At 72.0% G+C, this 21,352-nt stretch carries 20 protein-coding genes and 1 pseudogene; 13 read left to right on the top strand and 8 right to left on the bottom strand.

Annotation, left to right across the window (positions count from 1 at the left end):
- Positions 1–114: 114 nt before the first annotated feature.
- The 5 genes from P3T37_RS29465 to P3T37_RS29445 all read left to right on the top strand — a co-directional run bounded on the left by P3T37_RS29465 (position 115) and on the right by P3T37_RS29445 (position 6,037).
- Positions 115–879 (top strand): IclR family transcriptional regulator, encoded by a 765-nt coding sequence (locus P3T37_RS29465; protein WP_280726965.1) that lies wholly within the window; start codon positions 115–117, stop codon positions 877–879.
- A 386-nt stretch (positions 880–1,265) separates the two neighbouring features.
- Positions 1,266–1,985 (top strand): MIP/aquaporin family protein, encoded by a 720-nt coding sequence (locus P3T37_RS29460; protein ID WP_280726964.1) that lies wholly within the window; start codon positions 1,266–1,268, stop codon positions 1,983–1,985.
- Positions 1,986–2,123: 138 nt separating this feature from the next.
- On the top strand, positions 2,124–3,659 hold the full coding sequence (gene glpK / locus P3T37_RS29455; RefSeq protein ID WP_280726963.1) for a glycerol kinase GlpK: 1,536 nt from the start codon (positions 2,124–2,126) through the stop codon (positions 3,657–3,659).
- Between the two features lie 139 nt (positions 3,660–3,798).
- Positions 3,799–5,394 (top strand): glycerol-3-phosphate dehydrogenase/oxidase, encoded by a 1,596-nt coding sequence (locus P3T37_RS29450; RefSeq protein ID WP_280726962.1) that lies wholly within the window; start codon positions 3,799–3,801, stop codon positions 5,392–5,394.
- A 118-nt stretch (positions 5,395–5,512) separates the two neighbouring features.
- On the top strand, positions 5,513–6,037 hold the full coding sequence (locus tag P3T37_RS29445; protein ID WP_280726961.1) for a YbhB/YbcL family Raf kinase inhibitor-like protein: 525 nt from the start codon (positions 5,513–5,515) through the stop codon (positions 6,035–6,037).
- Between the two features lie 191 nt (positions 6,038–6,228).
- Here the strand turns inward: P3T37_RS29445 and P3T37_RS29440 are convergent, their stop codons facing one another.
- The gene (locus P3T37_RS29440) at positions 6,229–7,635 is read right to left on the bottom strand and encodes a gluconate:H+ symporter (protein ID WP_280726960.1); all 1,407 of its coding nucleotides are present in this window, start codon (positions 7,633–7,635) and stop codon (positions 6,229–6,231) included.
- Positions 7,632–8,198, bottom strand: coding sequence for a gluconokinase (locus P3T37_RS29435; protein ID WP_280726959.1), 567 nt, complete (start codon positions 8,196–8,198; stop codon positions 7,632–7,634). Before P3T37_RS29435 ends, P3T37_RS29440 begins: the two co-directional genes overlap by 4 nt.
- A 129-nt stretch (positions 8,199–8,327) precedes the next feature.
- Here P3T37_RS29435 and P3T37_RS29430 point away from each other — a divergent pair, with 129 nt between their 5' ends.
- The 3 genes and pseudogenes from P3T37_RS29430 to P3T37_RS29420 all read left to right on the top strand — a co-directional run.
- Positions 8,328–9,047, top strand: a complete 720-nt coding sequence (locus P3T37_RS29430) for an FCD domain-containing protein (protein WP_280726958.1) — start codon at positions 8,328–8,330, stop codon at positions 9,045–9,047.
- 82 nt (positions 9,048–9,129) lie between these two features.
- On the top strand, positions 9,130–9,447 hold the full coding sequence (locus P3T37_RS29425) for a hypothetical protein (protein WP_280726957.1): 318 nt from the start codon (positions 9,130–9,132) through the stop codon (positions 9,445–9,447).
- A 63-nt stretch (positions 9,448–9,510) separates the two neighbouring features.
- A pseudogene (locus tag P3T37_RS29420) lies at positions 9,511–9,735 on the top strand (GNAT family N-acetyltransferase); the annotation flags it as partial.
- On the opposite strand, the gene P3T37_RS29415 reads toward P3T37_RS29420, so the two are convergent.
- Together P3T37_RS29415 and P3T37_RS29410 are read right to left on the bottom strand one after the other, a co-directional pair.
- Entirely contained in the window at positions 9,714–10,223 is a 510-nt protein-coding gene (locus tag P3T37_RS29415; RefSeq protein WP_280726956.1) for an HAD domain-containing protein, read from the bottom strand. The pseudogene P3T37_RS29420 and the gene P3T37_RS29415 overlap by 22 nt on opposite strands.
- Entirely contained in the window at positions 10,223–10,813 is a 591-nt protein-coding gene (locus P3T37_RS29410) for an alpha/beta fold hydrolase (RefSeq protein WP_348533293.1), read from the bottom strand. Before P3T37_RS29410 ends, P3T37_RS29415 begins: the two co-directional genes overlap by 1 nt.
- Positions 10,814–10,908: 95 nt before the next feature.
- On the opposite strand from P3T37_RS29410, the gene P3T37_RS29405 reads away from it, so the two are divergent.
- A complete protein-coding gene (locus tag P3T37_RS29405; protein WP_280726954.1) occupies positions 10,909–12,294 on the top strand; it encodes a HEAT repeat domain-containing protein in 1,386 nt (461 codons plus the stop codon).
- Positions 12,295–12,388: 94 nt separating this feature from the next.
- Here P3T37_RS29405 and P3T37_RS29400 read toward each other — a convergent pair whose 3' ends face one another.
- The 3 genes from P3T37_RS29400 to P3T37_RS29390 form a co-directional block, all read right to left on the bottom strand.
- Complete coding sequence (locus P3T37_RS29400) at positions 12,389–12,787, bottom strand: VOC family protein (protein ID WP_280726953.1); 399 nt, start codon at positions 12,785–12,787, stop codon at positions 12,389–12,391.
- 82 nt (positions 12,788–12,869) lie between these two features.
- Positions 12,870–13,076: a hypothetical protein gene (locus P3T37_RS29395; RefSeq protein ID WP_280726952.1), complete on the bottom strand. Its 207-nt coding sequence runs from the start codon at positions 13,074–13,076 to the stop codon at positions 12,870–12,872.
- A gap of 140 nt (positions 13,077–13,216) precedes the next feature.
- Positions 13,217–14,323: an NADH:flavin oxidoreductase/NADH oxidase gene (locus P3T37_RS29390; RefSeq protein WP_280726951.1), complete on the bottom strand. Its 1,107-nt coding sequence runs from the start codon at positions 14,321–14,323 to the stop codon at positions 13,217–13,219.
- A gap of 89 nt (positions 14,324–14,412) precedes the next feature.
- On the opposite strand from P3T37_RS29390, the gene P3T37_RS29385 reads away from it, so the two are divergent.
- The 4 genes from P3T37_RS29385 (at position 14,413) to P3T37_RS29370 (ending at position 20,852) form a co-directional block, all read left to right on the top strand.
- Positions 14,413–14,817: a metalloregulator ArsR/SmtB family transcription factor gene (locus tag P3T37_RS29385; protein ID WP_280726950.1), complete on the top strand. Its 405-nt coding sequence runs from the start codon at positions 14,413–14,415 to the stop codon at positions 14,815–14,817.
- A gap of 42 nt (positions 14,818–14,859) precedes the next feature.
- On the top strand, positions 14,860–15,255 hold the full coding sequence (locus P3T37_RS29380; RefSeq protein ID WP_280726949.1) for an SSI family serine proteinase inhibitor: 396 nt from the start codon (positions 14,860–14,862) through the stop codon (positions 15,253–15,255).
- Between the two features lie 307 nt (positions 15,256–15,562).
- Positions 15,563–19,441 carry a Pls/PosA family non-ribosomal peptide synthetase gene (locus P3T37_RS29375; protein ID WP_280726948.1) on the top strand — a complete coding sequence of 1,293 codons (3,879 nt, stop codon included), beginning with the start codon at positions 15,563–15,565 and terminating at the stop codon, positions 19,439–19,441.
- Between the two features lie 49 nt (positions 19,442–19,490).
- Complete coding sequence (locus P3T37_RS29370; protein WP_280726947.1) at positions 19,491–20,852, top strand: M1 family metallopeptidase; 1,362 nt, start codon at positions 19,491–19,493, stop codon at positions 20,850–20,852.
- Between the two features lie 31 nt (positions 20,853–20,883).
- Here P3T37_RS29370 and P3T37_RS29365 read toward each other — a convergent pair whose 3' ends face one another.
- Positions 20,884–21,321 (bottom strand): hypothetical protein, encoded by a 438-nt coding sequence (locus P3T37_RS29365; RefSeq protein WP_280726946.1) that lies wholly within the window; start codon positions 21,319–21,321, stop codon positions 20,884–20,886.
- Positions 21,322–21,352: the final 31 nt, after the last annotated feature.

Genomic DNA, 21,352 nt, shown 5'->3' with positions numbered 1-21,352 from the left:
GCGGGCGACGTGCGTGGGCGGGGGTGAGCCTGGCAGACTCGGGACGATGCCCCCGCGGTCGACATCATCACTACTCGTGCGACATTGTCGACCGCCCGTCAGTGGAGGTCCCTCATGCCCGGCCCGATCCAGTCGCTCTCCCGGGCCGCCGCGATCATGCGCCTGCTGGCCGGCGGCGAGCGGCGGCTGGGCCTGTCCGAGGTCGCGACCTCGCTCGACCTCGCGAAGGGGACGGCCCACGGCATCCTGCGCACGCTCCAGCAGGAGGGCTTCGTCGAGCAGGATCCGGAGAGCGGCAAGTACCAGCTGGGCGCCGAGCTGCTGCGGCTGGGCCAGAGCTACCTGGACGTCCACGAGTTGCGGGCGCGTGCCCTGGTCTGGGCCGACGACCTGGCGCGGGCCAGCGGCGAGACGGTCTACCTCGGCGTGCTGCACCAGCGCGGCGTGCTGATCGTCCACCACGTGTTCCGCCCCGACGACACCCGGCAGGTGCTGGAGGTCGGCAGCATGCACCCGCTGCACAGCACCGCGCTCGGCAAGGTACTGCTGGCGTACGACCCGGTGGCCCGCGGCGAGTTGGGCGAAGGCCCGTTGGAGGCGCACACCCCGCGGACGCTGACCGACCTGGGCGACATCGACGCCGAGTGCGCGCTGATCCGCGAGCGCGGCTGGGCCGACGCGATCGAGGAGACCTGGGAGGGGGTGGCCTCGATCGGCGCGCTGATCCAGGACCGCCGGCGCAACCCGGTCGGCGCGGTCTGCATCAGCGGCGCGGTCGAGCGGGTCTGCGAGGACGGTTTCGTCCGTCCCCAGCTGGTCGCCTCGGTGCGCAGCGCGGCGCGGGCGATCTCCCGCGACCTGGGCGCCGGGCGGTTCTGACACCGCTTCGGGAGCTTCTTCGACGGCCGGGCAGTCCACTGCCCGGCCGTCGGCGTTTTGCCCGATTTTGCAGCGATTTCACTGCTAACTTCCCTGTCCGCGGCATCCGCCCGTGCGAGGGGAGGGTCACAGGCCGGTCACTTGCCTTGACGTGGGCGCCCGTACCAGGAAAGCTTCCGCATAGCGGTCGACATTGTCGAACGGTGGCCGCGGAGACCTCACCCCACGGAGAGTCCTCCGCGCGCCGGTCGCCACCACCACCGCAGGGACCCCTCCCAGGACGGAACGCCCGCACCGACACGGTGCTCCCCCACCGTGTCGATCCCCCACCCGCCTGCCACGGGCTCGACCCACAAGGCATCGGCCATACGGACAAAGGAGTCTTTGTGTCCGCCTTCTCGAACGGCGACATCTTCGTCGGCGAAACGCTCGGCACCGCCGCGCTGATACTCCTCGGCGGTGGCGTGTGCGCCGCCGTCACGCTCAAGAAGTCCAAGGCCCAGAACGCCGGCTGGCTGGCGATCACCTTCGGCTGGGGCTTCGCGGTCATGATCGCCGCGTACATGGTCGCGACGAAGTCGGGTGCCCACCTCAACCCGGCCGTCACGCTGGCCCTCGCCGTCAAGAGCGGCGACTGGAGCCAGGTCCCGCTGTACCTCGGCTCCCAGCTGCTCGGCGCGATGATCGGCGCCGTCCTGGTCTGGCTGGTCTACCTCGGCCAGTTCCAGGCCAACGAGGAGCCCACGCTCGGCATCTTCTCGACCGGTCCCGAGATCCGGAACCCGATCCAGAACCTGCTCACCGAGATCATCGCCACCATGGTGCTCTGCATGGCCATCCTCACCCAGGGCCTGAGCAAGGGTGTCGGCCTGTCCGGCATCGGCGTCCTGATCACCGCCTTCACGGTGGTCGGCATCGGCCTCTCGCTCGGCGGCCCGACCGGCTACGCCATCAACCCGGTCCGCGACCTCGGCCCGCGGATCGTCCACTCGCTGCTGCCCATCCCGAACAAGGGCGGCTCGGACTGGAGCTACGCCTGGGTCCCGGTCGTCGGTCCGATCATCGGCGGCCTGCTCTCCGGTCTGCTGTACAAGCTCTGCTTCTGAGCGACGAGCGAGGCCCAGGTGTCGGCGAGGTGCGGCCTCGAAGGTTTGCGCCTTGCCGACACCCGGGGACTGAGAATGCGTCAGCCGCACCGGTCCCCCTCCCACCCCCTTATCTCCCCCCATTGAGCCGAGGACATCATGACCACGGGTAACAGCGAGCTCACCGGCAACTACATCGCCGCGATCGACCAGGGCACCACCTCCAGCCGCTGCATCATCTTCGGCGCCGACGGCCGGATCGTCGCCGTCGACCAGCAGGAGCACAGCCAGATCTTCCCGCAGCCCGGCTGGGTGGAGCACGACGCCGCGGAGATCTGGACCCGCGTGCAGTCCGTGGTCCGCGGCGCGCTGGAGAAGGCCGGCCTGACCAAGGACGACATCCGCGCGATCGGCATCACCAACCAGCGCGAGACCACCGTGCTGTGGGACAAGAACACCGGTCAGCCCGTCCACAACGCGCTGGTCTGGCAGGACACCCGCACCGAGGGCCTGTGCCGCGAGCTCGGCCGCAACGTCGGCCAGGACCGCTTCCGCCGCGAGACCGGCCTCCCGCTGGCCAGCTACTTCGCCGGCCCGAAGATCCGCTGGCTGCTGGACAACGTCGAGGGCCTGCGCGAGCGCGCCGAGGCCGGCGACATCCTGTTCGGCACCATGGACACCTGGGTGATCTGGAACCTCACCGGCGGCGTCAACGGCGGCAAGCACGTCACCGACGTCACCAACGCCAGCCGCACCATGCTGATGAACCTCAACTCCCTCGCCTGGGACGAGAAGATCGCCGACTCGATGGGCGTGCCGCTCAACGTGCTGCCGGAGATCCGCTCCTCCGCCGAGGTCTACGGCCACGCCGTCGGCGACCTGGCGGGCGTCCCGGTCGCCTCCGCGCTCGGCGACCAGCAGGCGGCGCTGTTCGGCCAGACCTGCTTCAACAAGGGCGAGGCCAAGTCGACTTACGGCACCGGCACCTTCCTGCTGCTCAACACCGGTGAGACGGTGGTGCACTCCTACAACGGCCTGCTGACCACGGTCGGTTACCGGATCGGCGACCAGAAGCCGGTCTACGCCCTGGAGGGCTCGATCGCGGTCACCGGTTCGCTGGTGCAGTGGCTGCGCGACCAGCTCGGAATCATCTCCACCGCGGCCGAGATCGAGACCCTGGCGAACACCGTCGAGGACAACGGCGGCGCCTACTTCGTGCCGGCCTTCTCCGGCCTGTTCGCCCCGTACTGGCGCTCCGACGCCCGCGGTGTGATCGCCGGCCTGACCCGCTACGTGACCAAGGGCCACCTGGCCCGCGCCGTCCTGGAAGCCACCGCCTGGCAGACCCGCGAGGTCATGGACGCCATGGAGAAGGACTCCGGCGTCCAGCTGACCGCGCTCAAGGTCGACGGCGGCATGACCTCCAACAACCTGCTGATGCAGAACATCGCCGACGTCCTGAACGCCCCGGTCGAGCGCCCGTACGTGGCCGAGACCACCGCGCTCGGCGCCGCCTACGCGGCCGGCCTCGCGGTCGGCTTCTGGCCGGACCTGGACACCCTGCGGGCCAACTGGCACCGCGCCGCCGAGTGGACGCCCCGGATGGACGAGGCGACCCGCGAGCGCGAGTACAAGAAGTGGCTCAAGGCCGTCGAGCGCACGATGGGCTGGGTCGAGGAGGACGACGAGAGCTGAGACGTCCGCCGGCCGGGGCGCTCGAACACCCCTTGCTCGAACACCCCGGCCGGCGTGTTCCCCGGCCTCTCCGGAGGCCGCACCGCACATCGAGAGGAGAAACGGCGCCCGCCCGCACCGAGCGCCGTAAACACACACCATGGCAACCATCCCGACCCTGGGCGCCGAGCGCACCCCCGGCCGCACCGCCTCCCGCGCCGAGACCCGTGAGCTGCTGGGCAAGGCCACCTACGACCTGCTGGTGATCGGGGGCGGCATCCTCGGCACCGCAGTCGCCTGGACCGCCTCCCAGGCGGGCCTCAAGGTCGCCATGGTGGACGCGGGTGACTTCGCGGGCGCCACCTCCAGCGCCTCGTCCAAGCTGGTCCACGGCGGTCTGCGCTACCTGCAGACCGGCGCGGTCAAGCTGGTCGCGGAGAACCACAAGGAGCGCCGGGCGCTGGCCACCGATGTGGCCCCGCACCTGGTCAACCCGCTGACCTTCTTCGTCCCGGTCTACAAGGGCGGCCCGCACAGCGCGCCCAAGCTCGGCGCCGGGGTCTTCCTCTACTCCGCGCTCTCCGCCTTCCGCGACGGCATGGGCCGGGTCTCCACCGCCGCGCACGCCGCCCAGCAGGTGCCCGCGCTGCGCACCGAGGGCCTGCGCTCGGTCGCGGTCTACGGCGACCACCAGATGAACGACTCGCGGATGGCCGTGATGACGGTGCGCGCCGCTGTCGACGCGGGCGCCGTGGTGCTCAACCACGCCGAGGTCACCGGCCTGCGCTTCACCGGCACCCGGGTGACCGGCGCCGAGCTCAAGGACCGGCTGGACGGCAGCGAGTTCGGCGTCAGCGCCCGTCTGGTGCTCAACGCGACCGGCCCGTGGGTCGACCACCTGCGCGCGATGGAGGACAAGGGCGCCGCGCCCAGCATCCGGCTCTCCAAGGGCGCGCACGTCGTCGTCAAGCGCCGCACCCCGTGGCGCGCCGCGCTGACCATCCCGATCGACAAGTACCGCGTCTCCTTCGCCATCCCGTGGGAGGACCACGTCCTGCTCGGGACGACGGACGAGGAGTACACCGGCGACCCGAAGGACGTCCGGGCCACCGACGCCGACATCGACCAGATCATGGACGAGGCCGGCCACGCGATCAAGGACGAGCACCTCGACCGCGACCTGATCACCTACTCCTTCGCCGGCCTGCGGGTGCTGCCCGGCGGCCCCGGCGACACCGCCGCCGCCAAGCGCGAGACCGTGGTGACCGAGGGCCGCGGCGGGATGCTCTCGGTGGCCGGCGGCAAGTGGACGACGTACCGGCACATCGGGCGCACCGTGCTGGAGAAGCTCGCCCACGTGCGCGGCACCGGGCTCTCCGAGGACATGTCGCCGATCCCGGCCACCGTCCCGCTGCCCGGCATCGGCGCGCCGAACGCCGTCGCGCACCGGCTGCTGATCGACCGTGAGCCCGGCTCGCGGATGGAGCCGCTGGTGGCCAAGCACCTGGCCAGCCACTACGGCACGCTCTCCTTCGAGATCGCCCGCATGATCGCCGACGACCCGGCGCTCGGCGAGCCGATCCACCCGGACGGCCCGGACGTCTGGGCGCAGGTGGCCTTCGCCGCCGACAGCGAGTGGGCCTACACCGCCGACGACGTGCTGCGCCGGCGCACCACGATGACCGTGCGCGGATTCGACACGCCGGAGATCGAGCAGCGGGTGGCCGAGTTCCTGGCCAAGCGCAAGCAGAGCTGACCTTCGTCTGCGTCTGCGTCTGCGCTGATGGGCGGTCACCCCGGGTGGGGTGACCGCCCTTTGCGTGTGCCCTAGGCTCGGCGGTGACCTTGATCCCTCTCCACAGGAGACTCCCGACGTGTCCAGGCCACCCCTTCCGCACGACTTCCTGCGCCCGGTCCCCTCGTTCACGCTCATCAGCACCGACGTGCCGGACGGCGGGGTGCTCCCACAGGCCCAGGCGCTGGCGGGCGGCGACGTCTCCCCGCAGCTGAGCTGGTCGGGGTTCCCGGCCGAGACCAAGAGCTTCGCGGTCACCTGCTTCGACCCGGACGCGCCGACGGGCTGCGGCTGGTGGCACTGGGTGCTCTTCGACATCCCGGCCGACGTCACCGAGCTGGCGACCGGCGCGGGCAGCGGCGACTTCCCCGGTCTGCCGGCCGGGGCGATCCACGCCCGCAACGACTACGGCACCAAGAACTTCGGCGGCGCCGCACCGCCGGCCGGGCACGGCCCGCACCGCTACGTCTTCACCGTGCACGCGGTGAGCGTGGAGAAGCTCGGCCTGGACGCGGAGACCTCGCCGGCCGCGGTCAGCGGGACGCTGGGCTTCCTCGCGGTGGGACGCGCGAGCATCGCGGCGACGTACGAGAACGCGGAGTAGACGGGTTCGGGGAAGGAGCGGGGGCGGGGACCGAAGTCCCCGCCCCCGCCGTTCAGTTGGGCCGGGCTGGTGGGCTGCCGTCAGAACGTGGCCCAGTCGTTGGCCTGATCGTTGCTCTGACCGGTCAGGCTGAGGGTGACGCACTTGCCCGGGTTGGCAACGTAGGTGGCGAGGTCCTGGTCGACGGTCCGTCAGATGATCAGGCTCAGCGGCAGGATCAGCGCGATGGCGACGACCGAGATCACCGTCTCCATCGCCGACCAGGACTTGAGCGTCTGGCCCACGCTCATCCCGAAGTACTCCTTCACCAGCCAGAAGCCGGCGTCGTTGACGTGCGAGAAGAAGAGCGAGCCGGCGCCGACGGCCAGCACCAGCAGTGCGGTGTGCGAGGTGGACATCCCGGCGGCGAGCGGGGAGACGATGCCGGCGGCGGTGATGGTGGCGACCGTGGCGGAGCCGGTGGCCAGCCGGATCAGGACGGCGACGAACCAGCCGAGGAGGAGGGCCGAGACGTGCAGGCGGCCGGCCCAGTGGCTGACGGCGTCACCGACGCCGACGTCGATCAGGGTCTGCTTGAAGCCGCCGCCCGCGCCGACGATGAAGACGATGCCGGCGATCGGGGCGAGGGACTTCTCGACGGTGCTGGAGATCCGCGCCTTGGTGAAGCCGGCGGCCCGACCGAGCGTCAGCATGCCGAGCAGGACAGCGGCGAGCAGGGCGATCAGCGGCGAGCCGATGAAGTCGAGGATGCGTTGGGCGAGCGCGTGCGGGTCATCCAGGACGACGTCGGCCAGTGCCTTGCCGAGCATCAGTGCGACTGGCAGCAGGATGGTCGAGAGCACTGCTCCGAAAGAAGGGCGGCGCTCTCGAATCGGAGCAGCGCTCTCGTTTTGGGGCAGGTCGGTTGCTTCGGGGAGGGCGAGCGGGCCGACCCAGCGTTCGGCGACCCGGGCGAAGAGCGGCCCGGCGATGACCAGCGTCGGCACGGCGATCAGCAGGCCGAGGGCCAGCGTGACGCCGAGGTTCGCCTTGAGCGCGTCCACCGCCACCAGCGGTCCCGGGTGCGGGGGCACCAGACCGTGCAGGACCGAGAGGCCCGCGAGCGCGGGAATGCCGACCCGGATCACCGGGAGGTTCCCGCGCCGGGCGACCAGCAGCACGATCGGGATCAGCAGCACGACGCCGACCTCGAAGAAGAGCGGCAGCCCCAGCAGTGCCGCGATCAGCGCCATCGCCCAGGGCAGCGTCCGCGGTCCGGATCGCGCCAGCACGGTGTCCGCGACGATGTCGGCGCCCCCGGAGTCGGCGAGCAGCTTCCCGAGCATCGCACCCAGCCCGATCAGCAGGCCGACGCTGGTGACGGTGGCACCGAACCCGGTGGCGAAGCTCGCGGTGAGCTTCTCCAGCGGCGCACCGGCGACGGCCGCGAGCAGCACCGACCCCAGTGTCAGGGCGAGGAAGGGATGCAGCTTCAGCCTGCTGATCAGCAGCACGATCGTGCCGATGGCGAGCAGGACGGCGAGCAGCAGCCGCCCGTCGCCGACGGGATGCGCGAGCGCCGACGGGCCGGCCGCGAGGAGAGGGGGGTAGAGGGTCACGCGAGGTCTCCGTTGACGGGCCGCAGCAGGGCGACGGCCTTCTCGACGAGTTGGTGGGGCGCCGGTCCGACGTCCAGTACGGCGCCGCGCTCGTCCGGCTGGAGCGGTTCGAGGAGCGCGTACTGGGAGTCGAGCAGCGAGGCGGGCATGAAGTGTCCGGTGCGGGCCGCAATCCGGTGTTCGACCAGGCCGTGCCCGCCGCTCAGATGGAGGAAGTACGCGTCCGGGCAGGCAGCGCGCAGCTGGTCGCGGTAGCGGCGCTTGAGTGCGGAGCAGGTGACCACGCCGCCGGTGCCGGCCCGTCCGCACTCCCCCAGCCAGTCGCCCAGGGCGGCCAGCCAAGGTCCGCGGTCCTGGTCGTCCAGCGGGATGCCGGCCGTCATCTTGGCGATGTTGGCGGCCGGGTGGAAGTCGTCGGCCTCCGCGTAGGGGAGGCCGAGGCGGTCGGCGAGCAGCCGGGCGACGGTGGTCTTTCCGACGCCCGAGACGCCCATCACCACGATCAGCGGTTTGGCGGGCGGCGGGGGCGGGTCGGCGGGCTGGTTCTCGGCATTGAGAGCCATGGGGTCTCTGCTCCTGACACTTCGTGCTGCGATGACGCCACTATCAACCCAAAGGTATGACCTATTCAAGCCAGCGACATCAAATCGTCATACTTATAGGTGTGATCGCTGAGGCCCTAGGCTGAGCGGATGGACATCCAGGGCCTGCCCGGCCGCCTGCTCGCCGAGCTCGGACCCGCCATCGCCTCCGGCGAGCTGCCTGAGGGCGCCGTCCTGCGGATCGAGGAGCTGGAGGCCCGCTTCGGCGTCTCCCGGACCGTCGTGCGCGACGCCGTGCGGGTGCTCGAGTCGATGCGCCTGGTGGAGTCCCGGCGCCGGGTCGGCATCACCGTCCAGCCGAAGGCCGACTGGGACGTCTTCGATCCGCTGGTGATCCGCTGGCGGCTGGCCGGCGCCGACCGCGCCGCGCAGCTGCGTTCGCTCGGCTCGCTGCGGGCCGCCGTCGAACCGGCCGCCGCCGGGCTCGCAGCCCGGCACGCCACGCCGGACCACTGCCGCGAGCTGAGCGCGCTGGCCGTCGAGCTGACGGTCACCGCACGGGCGTCCGACCTCTCCGCCTTCCTGCGGCACGACATCGCCTTCCACGCGACGGTGCTGCGGGCCTCCGGCAACGAGATGTTCGCGCACCTCGGCGACACCGTCGGCGCGGTACTGACCGGACGCACCGAACACGACCTGATGCCCCATCAACCAAAGCCGTATGCAGTCCAGTTGCACCGGGAGGTCGCCGAGGCGATCTGCGCGGGCGACCCCGAGGGCGCCGAGCGGGCGATGCGCACGATCGTGCTCGGCGCCCTGGAGGAACTCGATGCGACGCTCGGGCAGCCGGGCTCCCACGAGGAGCCGTAGTCGCCCGGTTTGGCCTAGCCGTACGCGGGCAGACCTCCGGCGCGCGGTGGACAGCCCCCCGCGCCGGACCTGGGGGTCGCCGATGCGCGCTGCACGCCGCCGGATGCCGGACGAGGTGCGCGGAGCCGCCGTACGGGCGGTGATCTTCCTCGCGCTGACGCTGGTCAGCCTGGTCTTCACCGCGCTGGCGTCGTTCGCGCACAGCTGGGTACTGACCCCGGCGCTGATGGTGACCGGGGTCGGCGTGTTCGCCATCGCCTACTGCATGCTCGACATCCTGATCTCCCGCCAGATCGCCTCGCAGCGCCGCCGCGGACCGGGCCGCGACTCCCCGATAGCCCAGAGCCGGGACTCCCGCCCCACGCAGCCCGACCTGCGCACCGGACGGGGGCAGGGGTAGGGGTAGGGGTCGGATGACCGAGGGACGGATCTGGACCCAGGGTGCATCGCGCGCGGACACTGGGCCCGCGGAACGGGCGTCGGCCGTGCGTTGATGGCGGACGCGATGCGCAGGTTCGTGGTCGGCCCAGGCGTGCTGGAGGTCGTGACCTTCGGGCCCGACCACCCGGGCGCCGTCGCCGGCGGCGCCCGCGTGTTCTACGAGCGCCTGGGCTTCACGCCCGGCGAGGCCGCGCCGGCGGGTCCGGAGGGTGGTTCCCGGCAGCGCTATCGCCGGGTGGTCACTTGATCGGGCCATAGCCTGGAAAGGCCGTGCCAGGCCATCAGTCGCTCCACCATGTCCGGAGTGAGACCCACCGACGGGTCGGCGTCCATGAGCAGCGTCGCAGCCTCGCGGCCATCAGCCCACTCGTGGGCTGATGGCGTCAACGCGTCGTCAACCCAGGCAGCCGGCCGGTCTCCGACGAAGGCAGCCACCGCGGGCACCTTCTCCGAGGGGTCAAAGGGCTTCGGCGGAAAGCAGATCACCGGCAGGCGTGGCAGCCCGAGCACAGGCGAGATGAACTGATTCGCCTCCTCCTCCCAGCCGGTTGCCCACACGATCTCGTATCTCTCGGCGAGTGTGACAAGCCATCGACCATGGTCACGGTTGAGTCGGACCTCATCCTCGCCCGGGAAGAACCGGTACTCACGGAACCCAGGCGGACAGGAGGCAGCCGCGAACGGGTTCAACACTCCGTCGACGTCCAGTAGCAGCAGCGGAAGGTCGTGAGGCACTACGCCATTCTGCCCGCCACCGCCCCCAAATCACGGAGGAAGTCGGTGATCGCGCCGAGCCAGGGCCCGGGCTGGTCGAGGTGGGCCATGTGACCGGCGTCGTCGAGAACGACGGCGCGAGCGGAGGGGATGAGCCTCTCGGCGTCCTCGGCCAGGTGTGCCGGGAAGGTCATGTCCTGGCGGCCGTGGAGCAGGAGCAGGGGAATGCCGAAGGCGGTGAGCCGTTCGGCCGCGGCGTCGGGGCGGGCGCTGGGTAGGACGCCGGCCCGCCAGGGTCGTAGCCATTCGGCGGTGAAGTGGATGCTCTCCAGCCGCCGTTGGTAGTCGGGCAGAGCCTGCGGGCGCCAGACGTCGGCGGGGGCCTCGGCAACTGCTGCGGCGCGGACGAGTTCTGACCCGGACAGGGTGGGATCGGACCACACGGCGGACCCGACCGCGAGTCGTGCGTCCCGCTCGTGCCAGCCGTCGAATGCGTCCGGCGGGACCGGGAGCATCGGAGGCCACGCGTGGACCATCACTGTGGGCGACGAACAGCTCGACGTCGGGTTCGACGGAGACGGCCACGGTGCTCTCGGTGAACATCCGGCCAGTGTTCCAGCCCGTCCTCGGCGCCGTCGGTTTCCGGAGGCGTTCTCGTCAACTCGGCGCTGGGGAGTGATAATCGCGGGGTCGAGGGGAGCTTCCAGTGGTGCATGTCTTCATTTCCTACGTGCATGAGAACAGTGACCTGGTGGACCGGCTTGCGAACACTCTGAAGGCCTTCGACATCGAGGTCTGGGTGGATCGGGACCGTCTGCAACCGGGTAGCCGCTGGAGCGACGCCATCCGCGAGGCGATCACCGAGGGTGCGTTCTTCGTGGCTTGCTTCTCCGCCGAGTCCCTCCAGCGCGACAAGACCTACATGAACGAGGAACTGACCCTGGCGATCGAGGAGTTGCGGCAACGTCCCGCGGACCGGTCCTGGTTCATCCCGGTCCTGCTCAATGAGTGCGCCTTGCCGGGGCGGAGCATCGGAGCCGGCGAGACCTTGCGCTCGATCCAGGCCGTTCTGCTGTACAAGGACTGGGACGACGGGATCCAGCGCCTGCTGTCCGTGATCAGTCCCCCGGCGGGGCTGGTGCACCAGCTCGTCCAGGCGCTCTCCGCGGATTCCGCGCGGGCACGGATCAGGGCCGCCGACAGTCTCGGGAGTATGGGCAGTGCGGCGGAACGCGCGGTCCCGGACCTGGTGGAACTGCTGTCGGACGACAACGAGACGGTTCGGGCCGCCGCGGCTGACGCGCTCGGCGCCATCGGAGTGGTGAACCGGGACCTGGTCGTCCGGCTTCTCGACATCACGGGAGACGACGGGCATCCTCACTACCCGCGTATCCACGCCAGCCGTGCCCTCGTCAGAATCGGTGTCGCCGCGGTGCCCTACCTCCTCGCGGAGTTGGAAGTCCGGGGCGGACGCATGCGTGAGGCCGCCATGACGACGCTGGCTGAGATGGGCGCGGTTGCGTCGCCTGCGCTGGCTGCGGCACTGGGCAGCGAACACGAATCCGTGCGGATCGCCGCGGCGGAGGTACTCGCGGTCACAGGAGGCCCGAGACCGGGCGGCTCCCCATCTGCGTTGCCCGGACTGATTCGGATGCTGGCGTCCGGAGGTGAGCAGGAAGCCCCAGCGGCAGCAGACGCCCTCGGCAGGTTGGGCGACCCGGCCGCGATCCCCGCTCTCGCCGAGGCCCTCACGGACTCCAACTACCTGTGTTCCTGTGCCGCACTGGCACTGGGCCGGATCGGCGACCCGGCCGCAGTGCCGCCTCTGATCGGCGTTCTGCGCGACCCGGACAAGTTCTGGGTCCCCCGAGGTGCAGCGGCGGTGGCCCTGGGCGACCTGGGGAGCGCCGCTCAGCCGGCGCTCCCGGCACTCCTCGAAGCGGTGGAGTACGACACCGCGGCGACAGGGGGGAGTTGGGACGAGCGTTGCCGGGAGGCGGTGGCCGACGCGATCGAGCGTATCCGAGACCCATCGACCCCCTCCGCCCTGGCCGAGCGCGGATACCGCTACGAGATGTGGGGGCGGTACTGAGTGGTCTCCTCGCGGTGGCGGGGCAGGGCGGCCAGGCCTCCGCGTTCGTCACCGGCGGTAAGGCGGGCGAGTTCGGAAGTGTCTGACCCTGAGCTCAGCTTGGCTCGCGCAGCGCCAGCCACTCCTGGAGTTCGATCAGGTTCCCCTCCGGGTCCTCCAGGTAGGCGACCCGGATCCGGTCGCCCATCGGGCCCGGGGCCCGGGTGAACTCCACTCCCCGCGAGGCGAGTTCGGCATGGGTGACGTCCAGGTCGTCCACCCGTAGCACCACCAGCGCGCGGTATCCGGTCGGCTCTGCTCCCAACCGGCCCAGCACATCGGCCATCTGGCCCCGGTCCTGCAGCGCGATCGCGGCGTTTCCGGTGGCGGGGCTGAGCTTGGCGTACGGGCCGCTCTCGGCCTCGAACTGGGGCTTGAGCCCGAGCACGTCCCGGTAGAAGCGGTAGACGGCGGGGAAGTCGGACACCAACAGGCGTATCTGGGTGAGTTCCATACTGATCATTCTGCCGGTGAGCGGTGGACTGCCGGCCGCGGCCACTGGCGAGTGGCTGCGGCCGGCACGGTGGCGACGGGTCCTAGAAGCCGCCGCTGCCGAATCCCCCGCCGCCCAGGCCGCCGATCTGGCCCATCATGCGCTGGGCCTCCTGAGCGCGGTAGACCGTCATGTCCGGCGCGGGGGCGAACGGGCGGCCGGTGTGGGCGTCGGGGTGCTGCGGGCGCACCTTGGCCACCTGGACCACTGCCCGGCCGACCGCCTGCAGTGCCTCGCGAATCGTGCTCATGGCAACCCCCTGAGTGAAGCCGTTGACCTGTCGAGCAGGCGTGACGTGAGCGTACGACCGTCCGGCTCGGAGGAATCTCGCCTTGAGTGAGATCTGAGGCTTCCCTCCCGGATGTGCCCGATCGGGCACAGAGGGGCGGGTCAGTCGCGGGGGCCGACGACCCAGCCGTACTGGGTGGGCCAGTGGCTCCGGGCGTCCAGGGCGCGGGCGGCCTGGTGGGCCCAGTACGGGTTGCGGAGGAGTTCGCGGCCGAGGAGGACGACGTCGGCGGCGCCGTCGGTGAGAATCTGCTCGGCCTGGGCGGGGTCGGTGATCAGGCCGACGGCACCGGTGGGCAGGCCGGTCGCCTGGCGCACCGCGGTCGCGAAGGGGACCTGGAAGCCGGGGGCCGCCGGGATCTTCGCCGTCGCGACCAGGCCGCCGGTGGAGACGTCCAGCAGGTCGACGCCGGCGGCCTGGAGCTCCTTGGCGAGGCGGACGGTGTCCTCGCCGGTCCAGCCGTCGCGCTCGTCCTCGGCGTTCTCGGTCAGCCAGTCGGTGGCCGAGGTGCGGAAGAAGACCGGCAGCTCCTGCGGCCAGACCGCGCGGACCGCCTCGACGACCTCCAGGGCGAAGCGGATCCGGTTCTCGAACGAGCCGCCGTACGCGTCGGTGCGGTGGTTGGAGACCGGGGAGAGGAAGGAGTGCACCAGGTAGCCGTGGGCGCCGTGCACCTCGACGACCTGGAAGCCGGCCGCCAGCGCGCGGCGGGCGGCGTCGGCGAACGCCTGGACGACGCCGGCGATCTCCTCGACCGTCAGCTCGTGCGGGGCCGGGTGGCCGTCGAAGGGCTCGGGGCTCGGGGCGACCGCCTGCCAGCCGCCGTCCGCGACGGTGACGGGGGCGCCGCCGAGGCGCGGCGGCAGGGTGGAGGCCTTGCGGCCGGCGTGGGCCAGCTGGATCGCGGCCACCGAGCCGTAGCTGCGGATCGCGGCGGCGACCCGGGCCAGCGCGTCCTGCTGGCGCTCGTTCCACAGGCCGAGGTCGTGGGCGCTGATCCGGCCCTCGGGCAGCACGCCGGTGGCCTCGACCATCACCAGTCCGGTGCCGCCGGCCGCCCGGGAGGCGAGGTGGGTGAGGTGGAAGTCGGTGGCGGCGCCGGTGTCGGGGCCCTCGGCGGCGGCCGAGTACATGCACATCGGAGCCATCCAGACCCGGTTGGGGATGGTCAGCTCGCGCAGGGTGATCGGCTCGAACAGGGCACTCACGGTGACTCCTCAGGGGTACAGCTGGAAAGTACGAGATTCACCGTACTACGAGAAGCGTCATACTACGAGCGCTGCCGTACCATGGGGTCGTGACCCCAGCAGCGACCGAAGCACTGAGCACCCCGCTCGCCGAGCCGGCGCCGGCCCAGATCCGACTGGCGACCGTGCTGCACGCACTGGCGGACCCGATCCGACTGCGAATCGTGCGCGAACTCGCCGCCGGGCACTGCGAGATGTCCTGCATCGCGTTCGGCCTGCCGGTCAGCAAGTCGACCAGCACGCACCACTTCCGCGTTCTGCGCGAGTCCGGGGTGATCCGCCAACACCGGCGCGGGACGGCCCGGATGAGCGTGCTGCGGCGCAGCGACCTGGACGCGCTGTTCCCCGCGCTGCTGGACAGCGTGCTGCTCGGCGCGGCGGCGGAGGAAGCCCGCGGGCCGGGCGAAGAAGCCCACGCGCCGGGCGACTTGGCCGACGCGCCCACGATGGAGTGACGGCTTGGGCGTGGTGAGCGCGCCGGTGCTACTCCTGGGCCCATGATTTCCCTGCGCCTGCGCGCGGCCGTGGCCACCGCCGTCCTCGCCGTGCTCGCCTTCCCCTCCCCCGCCCAGGCCCGACCCGCCGGCCACCCCTGGGACCTGAAGCTGGCCGTGCAGGACGAGCGCACCGGCGCCGTCGCCCGGGCCGAGCTGATCTGCCACCCGACGGGCGGGGACCACCCGCAGGTCCAGGCGGCCTGCGAGGCGCTGGACGCGGCCAGCGGCAACCTGAACCGCCTGGCGGGGACGACCGGAACGCTCTGCTACCACCTCTCGCAACCGGTCACCGCGAGCGCCACGGGCAGCTGGGCGGGGCTGCCGGTGCAGTGGCAGCAGACCTTCGGGAACAGCTGCGAGCTGCGCACGAAGACCGCCCCCGTCTTCGCGTTCTAGGGGCCGAACAGGGGTCGGCCAGGAACTGGACAGGCCGTGCACGGCGCACGGAGTGGCCGATACACCCATTCGGTGTTAGCTGAGTCACATCGTGAATTTCTGATCTGACGGATCGTCAATTTATCTGACGGTCCGTCAGAGTCCTTTCAGGGCCCAGCCTCTACGATCTGATGATCAGTCAGTTTTGGCTGGGAAAGCCCCAGTTGGCGGCAGGTGCGGCCTCGCAGCAAGCGATAACCCGACGTAGTATCGAACGTCCACGCCGGCTGTGGTGGGGGGACCGAGGGACGAGGACCGTATGGCTGTCATGACCCAGATCGCTACACCGGGTGACCGGGAGGAACCGAGCGGCGCACCCGGCGTGCCCGCTCTGTTCGGCGGGCGCCCGGCGCCCGCGCCGCGCACCCTGGTGGACGTCCTGGACGCCACCGTCCGCGAGCACCCGAACGAGCCCGCCCTGGACGACGGCAGCACCGTGCTCAGCTACCGGGCGCTGGCCGCCGAGGTGGAGGCGCTGCGCCGCCGACTGGCCGGCGCCGGCATCGGCCTGGGCGACCGGGTCGGCATCCGCGTCCCGTCCGGCACCAACGACCTCTACGTCTCGATCCTGGCCGTGCTGGCCGCCGGCGCCGCCTACGTCCCGGTGGACGCCGAGGACCCCGACGAGCGCGCCGAGCTGGTCTTCGGCGAGGCCGAGGTGAGCGCCGTGCTCGGCGCCGGGCGCGCGATCGCCACCGTCCGTCCCGGTAGCGCGGCCGCCGCCCGCCCCGGGCCGGAGCAGGACGCCTGGATCATCTTCACCTCCGGCTCGACCGGCAAGCCCAAGGGCGTCGCCGTCAGCCACCGCAACGCCGCCGCCTTCGTGGACGCCGAGGCCGCGATGTTCCTCCAGGAGGAGCCGATCGGCCCGGGCGACCGGGTGATGGCCGGGCTCTCGGTCGCCTTCGACGCCTCCTGCGAGGAGATGTGGCTGGCCTGGCGCTACGGCGCCTGCCTGGTGCCCGTCCCCCGCTCGCAGGTGCGCAGCGGCGCCGACCTCGGCCCGTGGCTGGCCGAGCAGGAGATCACCGTGGTCTCCACGGTCCCCACGCTGGCCGCGCTCTGGCCCGCCGAGACGCTGGGCGACGTCCGGCTGCTGATCTTCGGCGGCGAGGCCTGCCCGCCCGAGCTGGTCGAGCGGCTGGTCACCGAGGGCCGCGAGGTCTGGAACACCTACGGCCCGACCGAGGCGACCGTGGTCGCCTGCGGTGCGCTGCTCACCGGCGAGGGCCCGGTGCGGATCGGCCTGCCGCTGGACGGCTGGGAGCTGGCCGTCGTCGACGAGGCCGGACGGCCGGTGGCGATGGGCGACAGCGGTCAGCTGGTGATCGGCGGCGTCGGGCTGGCCCGCTACCTGGACCCGGCCAAGGACGCCGAGAAGTACGCCCCGCTGGACTCGCTCGGCTGGGAGCGCGCCTACCGCAGCGGCGACCTGGTCCGCGCCGAGCCGGCGGGCCTGGTCTTCCTGGGGCGCGGCGACGAGCAGATCAAGCTCGGCGGCCGGCGGATCGAGCTGGGCGAGGTGGACGCGGCGCTCCAAGCGCTGCCCGGCGTCGCCGGTGCGGCCGCCGCCGTGCGCACCGCCCGCGGCGGCAACCAGCTACTGGTCGGCTACCTGGTCACCCAGGACGGCTGGGACCAGGCCGCCGCCGTGGAGCGGCTGCGCGCCGAACTGCCCGCCGCCCTGGTGCCGCTGCTCGCGCCCGTCGAGGAGCTGCCGACCCGGACGTCCGGCAAGGTCGACCGCGACGCGCTGCCCTGGCCGCTGCCCGGCCTGCAGACCAGCGGGCCCGCCGAGCAGCTCTACGGCACCGAGGCCTGGCTGGCCGAGCAGTGGAGCGAGATCCTCGGCGTGCCGGTCACCAGCGCGGACGCCGACTTCTTCGCGATCGGCGGCGGCAGCCTGGCCGCCGCCCGGCTGACCACGCTGCTGCGCACCCGCTACCCCGCCGCCGCCGTGCTGGACATCTACAACCAGCCCGTCCTGCGCAAGCTGGCCAAGCTGCTGACCCGCTCCGACCAGGGCGACGGCTCGTCCCGGACGATCGCGCAGACGCCGACCCGGGCCAAGGTCACGCAGCTGCTCCTGCTGCTGCCGCTGTTCACTCTGGTCGGGCTGCGCTGGACGGTCGGGCTGCTGGCGCTGGGCAACGCGCTGGCCTGGTTCGGCTCGTACCCGTGGGCGCCGACCGCCTCCTGGTGGGCGGTGGGCGCCGGCGCGGTGCTGCTGTTCACCCCGCCGGGACGCCTCGCGATCGGCGCGGGCGGCGCGCGGCTGCTGCTGCGCGGACTGAAGCCCGGCAGCCACCCGCGCGGCGGGAGCGTGCACCTGCGGCTGTGGGCCGCCGAGCGACTGGTCGAGGCGAGCGGGGCGACCTCGCTGTCCGGCGCCTGGCTGATCCGCTACGGACGGGCGCTGGGCGCCAAGATCGGCCCCGAGGTCGACCTGCACGCGCTGCCGCCGGTGACCGGGCTGCTGAAGCTCGGCCGGGGCTGCGCGGTGGAGGCCGAGGTGGACCTGTCCGGCTACTGGCTGGACGGCGACCGGCTGGAGATCGGCACGGTCAAGGTCGGCCCGGGCGCCGTGGTCGGCACCCGCAGCACGCTCTTCCCCGGCGCACGGGTGGGCAAGGGCGCCGAGGTCGCGCCCGGTTCGGGCGTCACCGGGCTGGTGCCGACCGGTCAGCGCTGGGCCGGCGCGCCCGCCAAGAAGCTCGGCAAGGCCGAACGCGGGTGGCCCAAGCGCCGCCCGGCCCGTCCGGCGCGCTGGGCGGCGGTCTACGGCGCGACGGGCCTGGGCCTGTCGCTGCTGCCGGTGGTGTCCGCGCTGCCCGCCCTGCTGGTGGCCAGCTGCTTCGTGCGGCCCGGCGACGACCTGGGCAGTGCGCTGCGCGGAGCACTGCTCTCGGTTGCGCCTGCTGCTCTCGCTTACGGATTCACGTACGCGCTGCTCGTGCTGGCGGCCGTTCGGCTGCTCAGCCTGGGCCTGCGCACCGGCTACCACCCGCTCTTCGGTCGGATCGGCTGGCAGGCCTGGACGGTCAGCCAGCTGATGGACCTCTCCCGCGAGGTGCTCTTCCCGCTCTACGCCGGACTGATCACGCCGATCTGGCTGCGCCTGCTCGGCATGAAGATCGGCGCTGGCGCCGAGGTCTCCACCGTCCTCGCGCTGCCCAGCCTGACCACCGTCGGCGAGGGCGCCTTCCTGGCCGACGACACCCTGATCGCCCCCTACGAGCTGGGCGGCGGCTGGCTGCGGATCGGCCGGGCCGAGATCGGCCGCCGGGCCTTCCTCGGCAACTCCGGGATGACCGCGCCCGGCCGCTCGGTCCCCGACCGGGGCCTGGTCGGCGTGCTCTCGGCCACCCCGAAGAAGGCCAAGAAGGGCAGCTCCTACCTCGGAATGCCCCCCATGAAGCTGCCGCGCGCCGCCGCCGGCGGCGACCAGAGCCTCACCTACGACCCGCCGGCCCGGCTGCTCTGGGCCCGCGGACTGGTCGAGGTCTGCCGCCTGCTGCCGGTGTTCTGCTCAGCCGCGCTCGCCGTGCTGACCCTCGGCGCGCTCTGCGCGCTGGCTTCCGCCGACTCGGTGCCGCTCGCTGCGCTGCTCTCCAGCCTGGTCCTGCTGGTCGTCGGCCTGGCCGCCTGCCTGGTCTCGGTCGCCGCCAAGTGGCTGCTGGTCGGCCGGTTCCGGGCCGTCGAGCACCCGCTGTGGAGCGGCTTCGTCTGGCGCAACGAGCTCGCCGACACCTTCGTCGAGGTGCTGGCGGTGCCCTGGCTGGTCGGCGCGGTGCCCGGCACCCCGCTGCTCACCCTCTGGCTGCGCGCGCTGGGCGCCCGGATCGGGCGCGGCGTGTGGTGCGAGAGCTACTGGCTGCCCGAAGCCGACCTGGTCACCCTGGAGGACGGCGTCACCGTCAACCGCGGCTGCGTTCTGCAGACCCACCTCTTCCACGACCGGATCATGCGCATGGATACTGTGATCCTCCGCGAGGGCGCCACCCTGGGCCCGGGTGGAATCGTGCTGCCCGGCAGCACCGTCGGGGCCCGCAGCACGCTCGGGCCGGCCTCGCTGGTGATGCGCGCGGAGTCCGTCCCGGCCGACACCCGGTGGCTGGGCAACCCGATCGAAGCCTGGCAGGCGTAGCCAGATGATCGGTACGGCAGTCGGTACGGCACAGGAAGTGGACCAAGCGTTGAGCTCCCCCAAGCAGGTCGATCCCTACTTCCCGGCCAGCGGGGACCCGCGCTACCGCGTGCACCGCTACGAGCTGACCCTCGACTACCGTCCCGGCCCCAACCGGCTCGGCGGCACCGCCCGGCTCAGCGCACTGGCCGGCCCCGAGGCGCTGCGCGAGTTCGCCCTCGACCTGGCCGACTTCCGGATCGGCCGGGTCCTGGTGGACGGCAAGGCCGGCCACTACACGCACCGCGCCGGCAAGCTGCGGATCCGGCCGGCCCGGCCGGTGGCGGCGGACGCGGCGTTCACCGTCGAGGTGCACTACAGCGGCAACCCGAAGCCGGTGCGCAGCCAGTGGGGCGGCCTCGGCTGGGAGGAGCTGACGGACGGCGCCCTGGTGGCCAGCCAGCCGGTCGGCGCGCCGTCCTGGTACCCGTGCAACGACCGCCCGGCCGACAAGGCCTCGTACCAGCTCTCGATCACCACACCGTCGCCCTACACGGTGGTGACCGGCGGGCGGCTGCTCACCCGGACCACCCGGGCCAGCAGCACCACCTGGGTCTACGAGCAGTCGGCGCCCACCTCCAGCTACCTGGTGGGCGTGGCGATCGGCGCGTACGAGAAGGTCCTGCTGGTCGACGCCGACCCCGGGGCGGTGCCGCAGACCGGCTACGTGCCCACCGGCATGGTTCCGCACTTCGCCACCGACTTCGGCCGCCAGCCGCAGATGATGCGCCTCTTCGAGGAGCTGTTCGGCCCGTACCCGTTCGACGGCTACGCGGTGGTGATAGCCGACGAGGAACTGGACGTCCCGGTCGAGGCGCAGGCGATGGCCGCATTCGGCACCAACCACCTGGACGGCGCGCGCGGCTCCGAGCGGCTGGTCGCCCACGAGCTGGCCCACCAGTGGTTCGGCAACAGCGTCACGGTCGCCGACTGGCGGCACATCTGGCTCAACGAGGGCCTGGCGAAGTACTCGGAGTGGCTCTGGGCCGAGCGCTCGGGCGGGCGCAGCGCCCAGGCCCACGCCGCCGACGCGCACCGCCTGCTGGCCGGCCTCCCGCAGGACCTCAAGCTGGCCGATCCCGGTCGCAAGCTGATGTTCGACGACCGCCTGTACGAACGCGGCGGCCTCACCGTGCACGCCCTGCGCACCGCGCTCGGCGACGACGCCTTCCACCGGATGCTGCGCGACTGGGCGACCGGCCGACGCGGCGGCGTGGTCACCACCGCCGACTTCACCACCCACGCGCAGCGCTACACCGCACGCCCACTGGCGGAGCTCTTCGACGCCTGGCTCTACCGCCCGGAGCTGCCCCCGCTGCCGGGCGCCAGGGCGGGCTGGCTGCGGTTCGGCCAGGAGAGCAGGCCGGCCTAGTCCGGGAGCCTGAAGGTCCGCTCGGCGCTGCTCAGGCCCGAGTCCGACCCGAGGCGGAGCGGCCGGCGGACTTCGCGGCGTCGGCCAGCTGTCCGAGCAGCTGCGAGACGCGCTGGGGGGTGATGCCGAGGACGGCGGCGATCTCGCGTCCGGACAGGCCGAGTTCCTTCAGCTGGGCGGCGATGGTGCGCCGCTTGGCGCTGGCGCGCTTCTGCGCCGCTTCGGCCTCACGGTCGGCCTGGCGCAGGTCGAGGAGTTCGCCGTCGACGCCGGCTCCGATCTCGGGAGTGACGACGAGGCCGAAGGAGTCTTCGGAGACGTCCAGTTCGAGCGAGATGTACTCACGCGCCATGGGCTCGGCATCCAGCAGGCTGCGGGACTGGGTGACACCGATGCCGTCGATGTGCAGCTCCCAGCCGTGCCGCCAACGCTTTGCGACAACGGTGTACGTGGTCGGCGTGTCGGTCACTTGATCCACCCCTTCGGCAGGCAGGCGAGCT

Origin of the sequence: Kitasatospora sp. MAA4, assembly GCF_029893355.1 — a bacterium.
GTDB lineage: Bacteria > Actinomycetota > Actinomycetes > Streptomycetales > Streptomycetaceae > Kitasatospora.
The sequence above is the reverse complement of the archived record's forward strand: the minus strand, read 5'-3'. Positions and strand labels throughout refer to the sequence as shown.

Bases quoted from the DNA above. Each gene is read 5' to 3' on its own strand.
- P3T37_RS29465 (WP_280726965.1), top strand. From the start codon at position 115: ATGCCCGGCCCGATCCAGTCGCTCTCCCGGGCCGCCGCGATCATGCGC.
- glpK (WP_280726963.1), top strand. From the start codon at position 2,124: ATGACCACGGGTAACAGCGAGCTCACCGGCAACTACATCGCCGCGATC.
- P3T37_RS29450 (WP_280726962.1), top strand. From the start codon at position 3,799: ATGGCAACCATCCCGACCCTGGGCGCCGAGCGCACCCCCGGCCGCACC.
- P3T37_RS29435 (WP_280726959.1), bottom strand. From the start codon at position 8,198: ATGGCTCTCAATGCCGAGAACCAGCCCGCCGACCCGCCCCCGCCGCCC.
- P3T37_RS29430 (WP_280726958.1), top strand. From the start codon at position 8,328: ATGGACATCCAGGGCCTGCCCGGCCGCCTGCTCGCCGAGCTCGGACCC.
- P3T37_RS29425 (WP_280726957.1), top strand. From the start codon at position 9,130: ATGCGCGCTGCACGCCGCCGGATGCCGGACGAGGTGCGCGGAGCCGCC.
- P3T37_RS29400 (WP_280726953.1), bottom strand. From the start codon at position 12,787: ATGGAACTCACCCAGATACGCCTGTTGGTGTCCGACTTCCCCGCCGTC.
- P3T37_RS29395 (WP_280726952.1), bottom strand. From the start codon at position 13,076: ATGAGCACGATTCGCGAGGCACTGCAGGCGGTCGGCCGGGCAGTGGTC.
- P3T37_RS29380 (WP_280726949.1), top strand. From the start codon at position 14,860: ATGATTTCCCTGCGCCTGCGCGCGGCCGTGGCCACCGCCGTCCTCGCC.
- P3T37_RS29375 (WP_280726948.1), top strand. From the start codon at position 15,563: ATGACCCAGATCGCTACACCGGGTGACCGGGAGGAACCGAGCGGCGCA.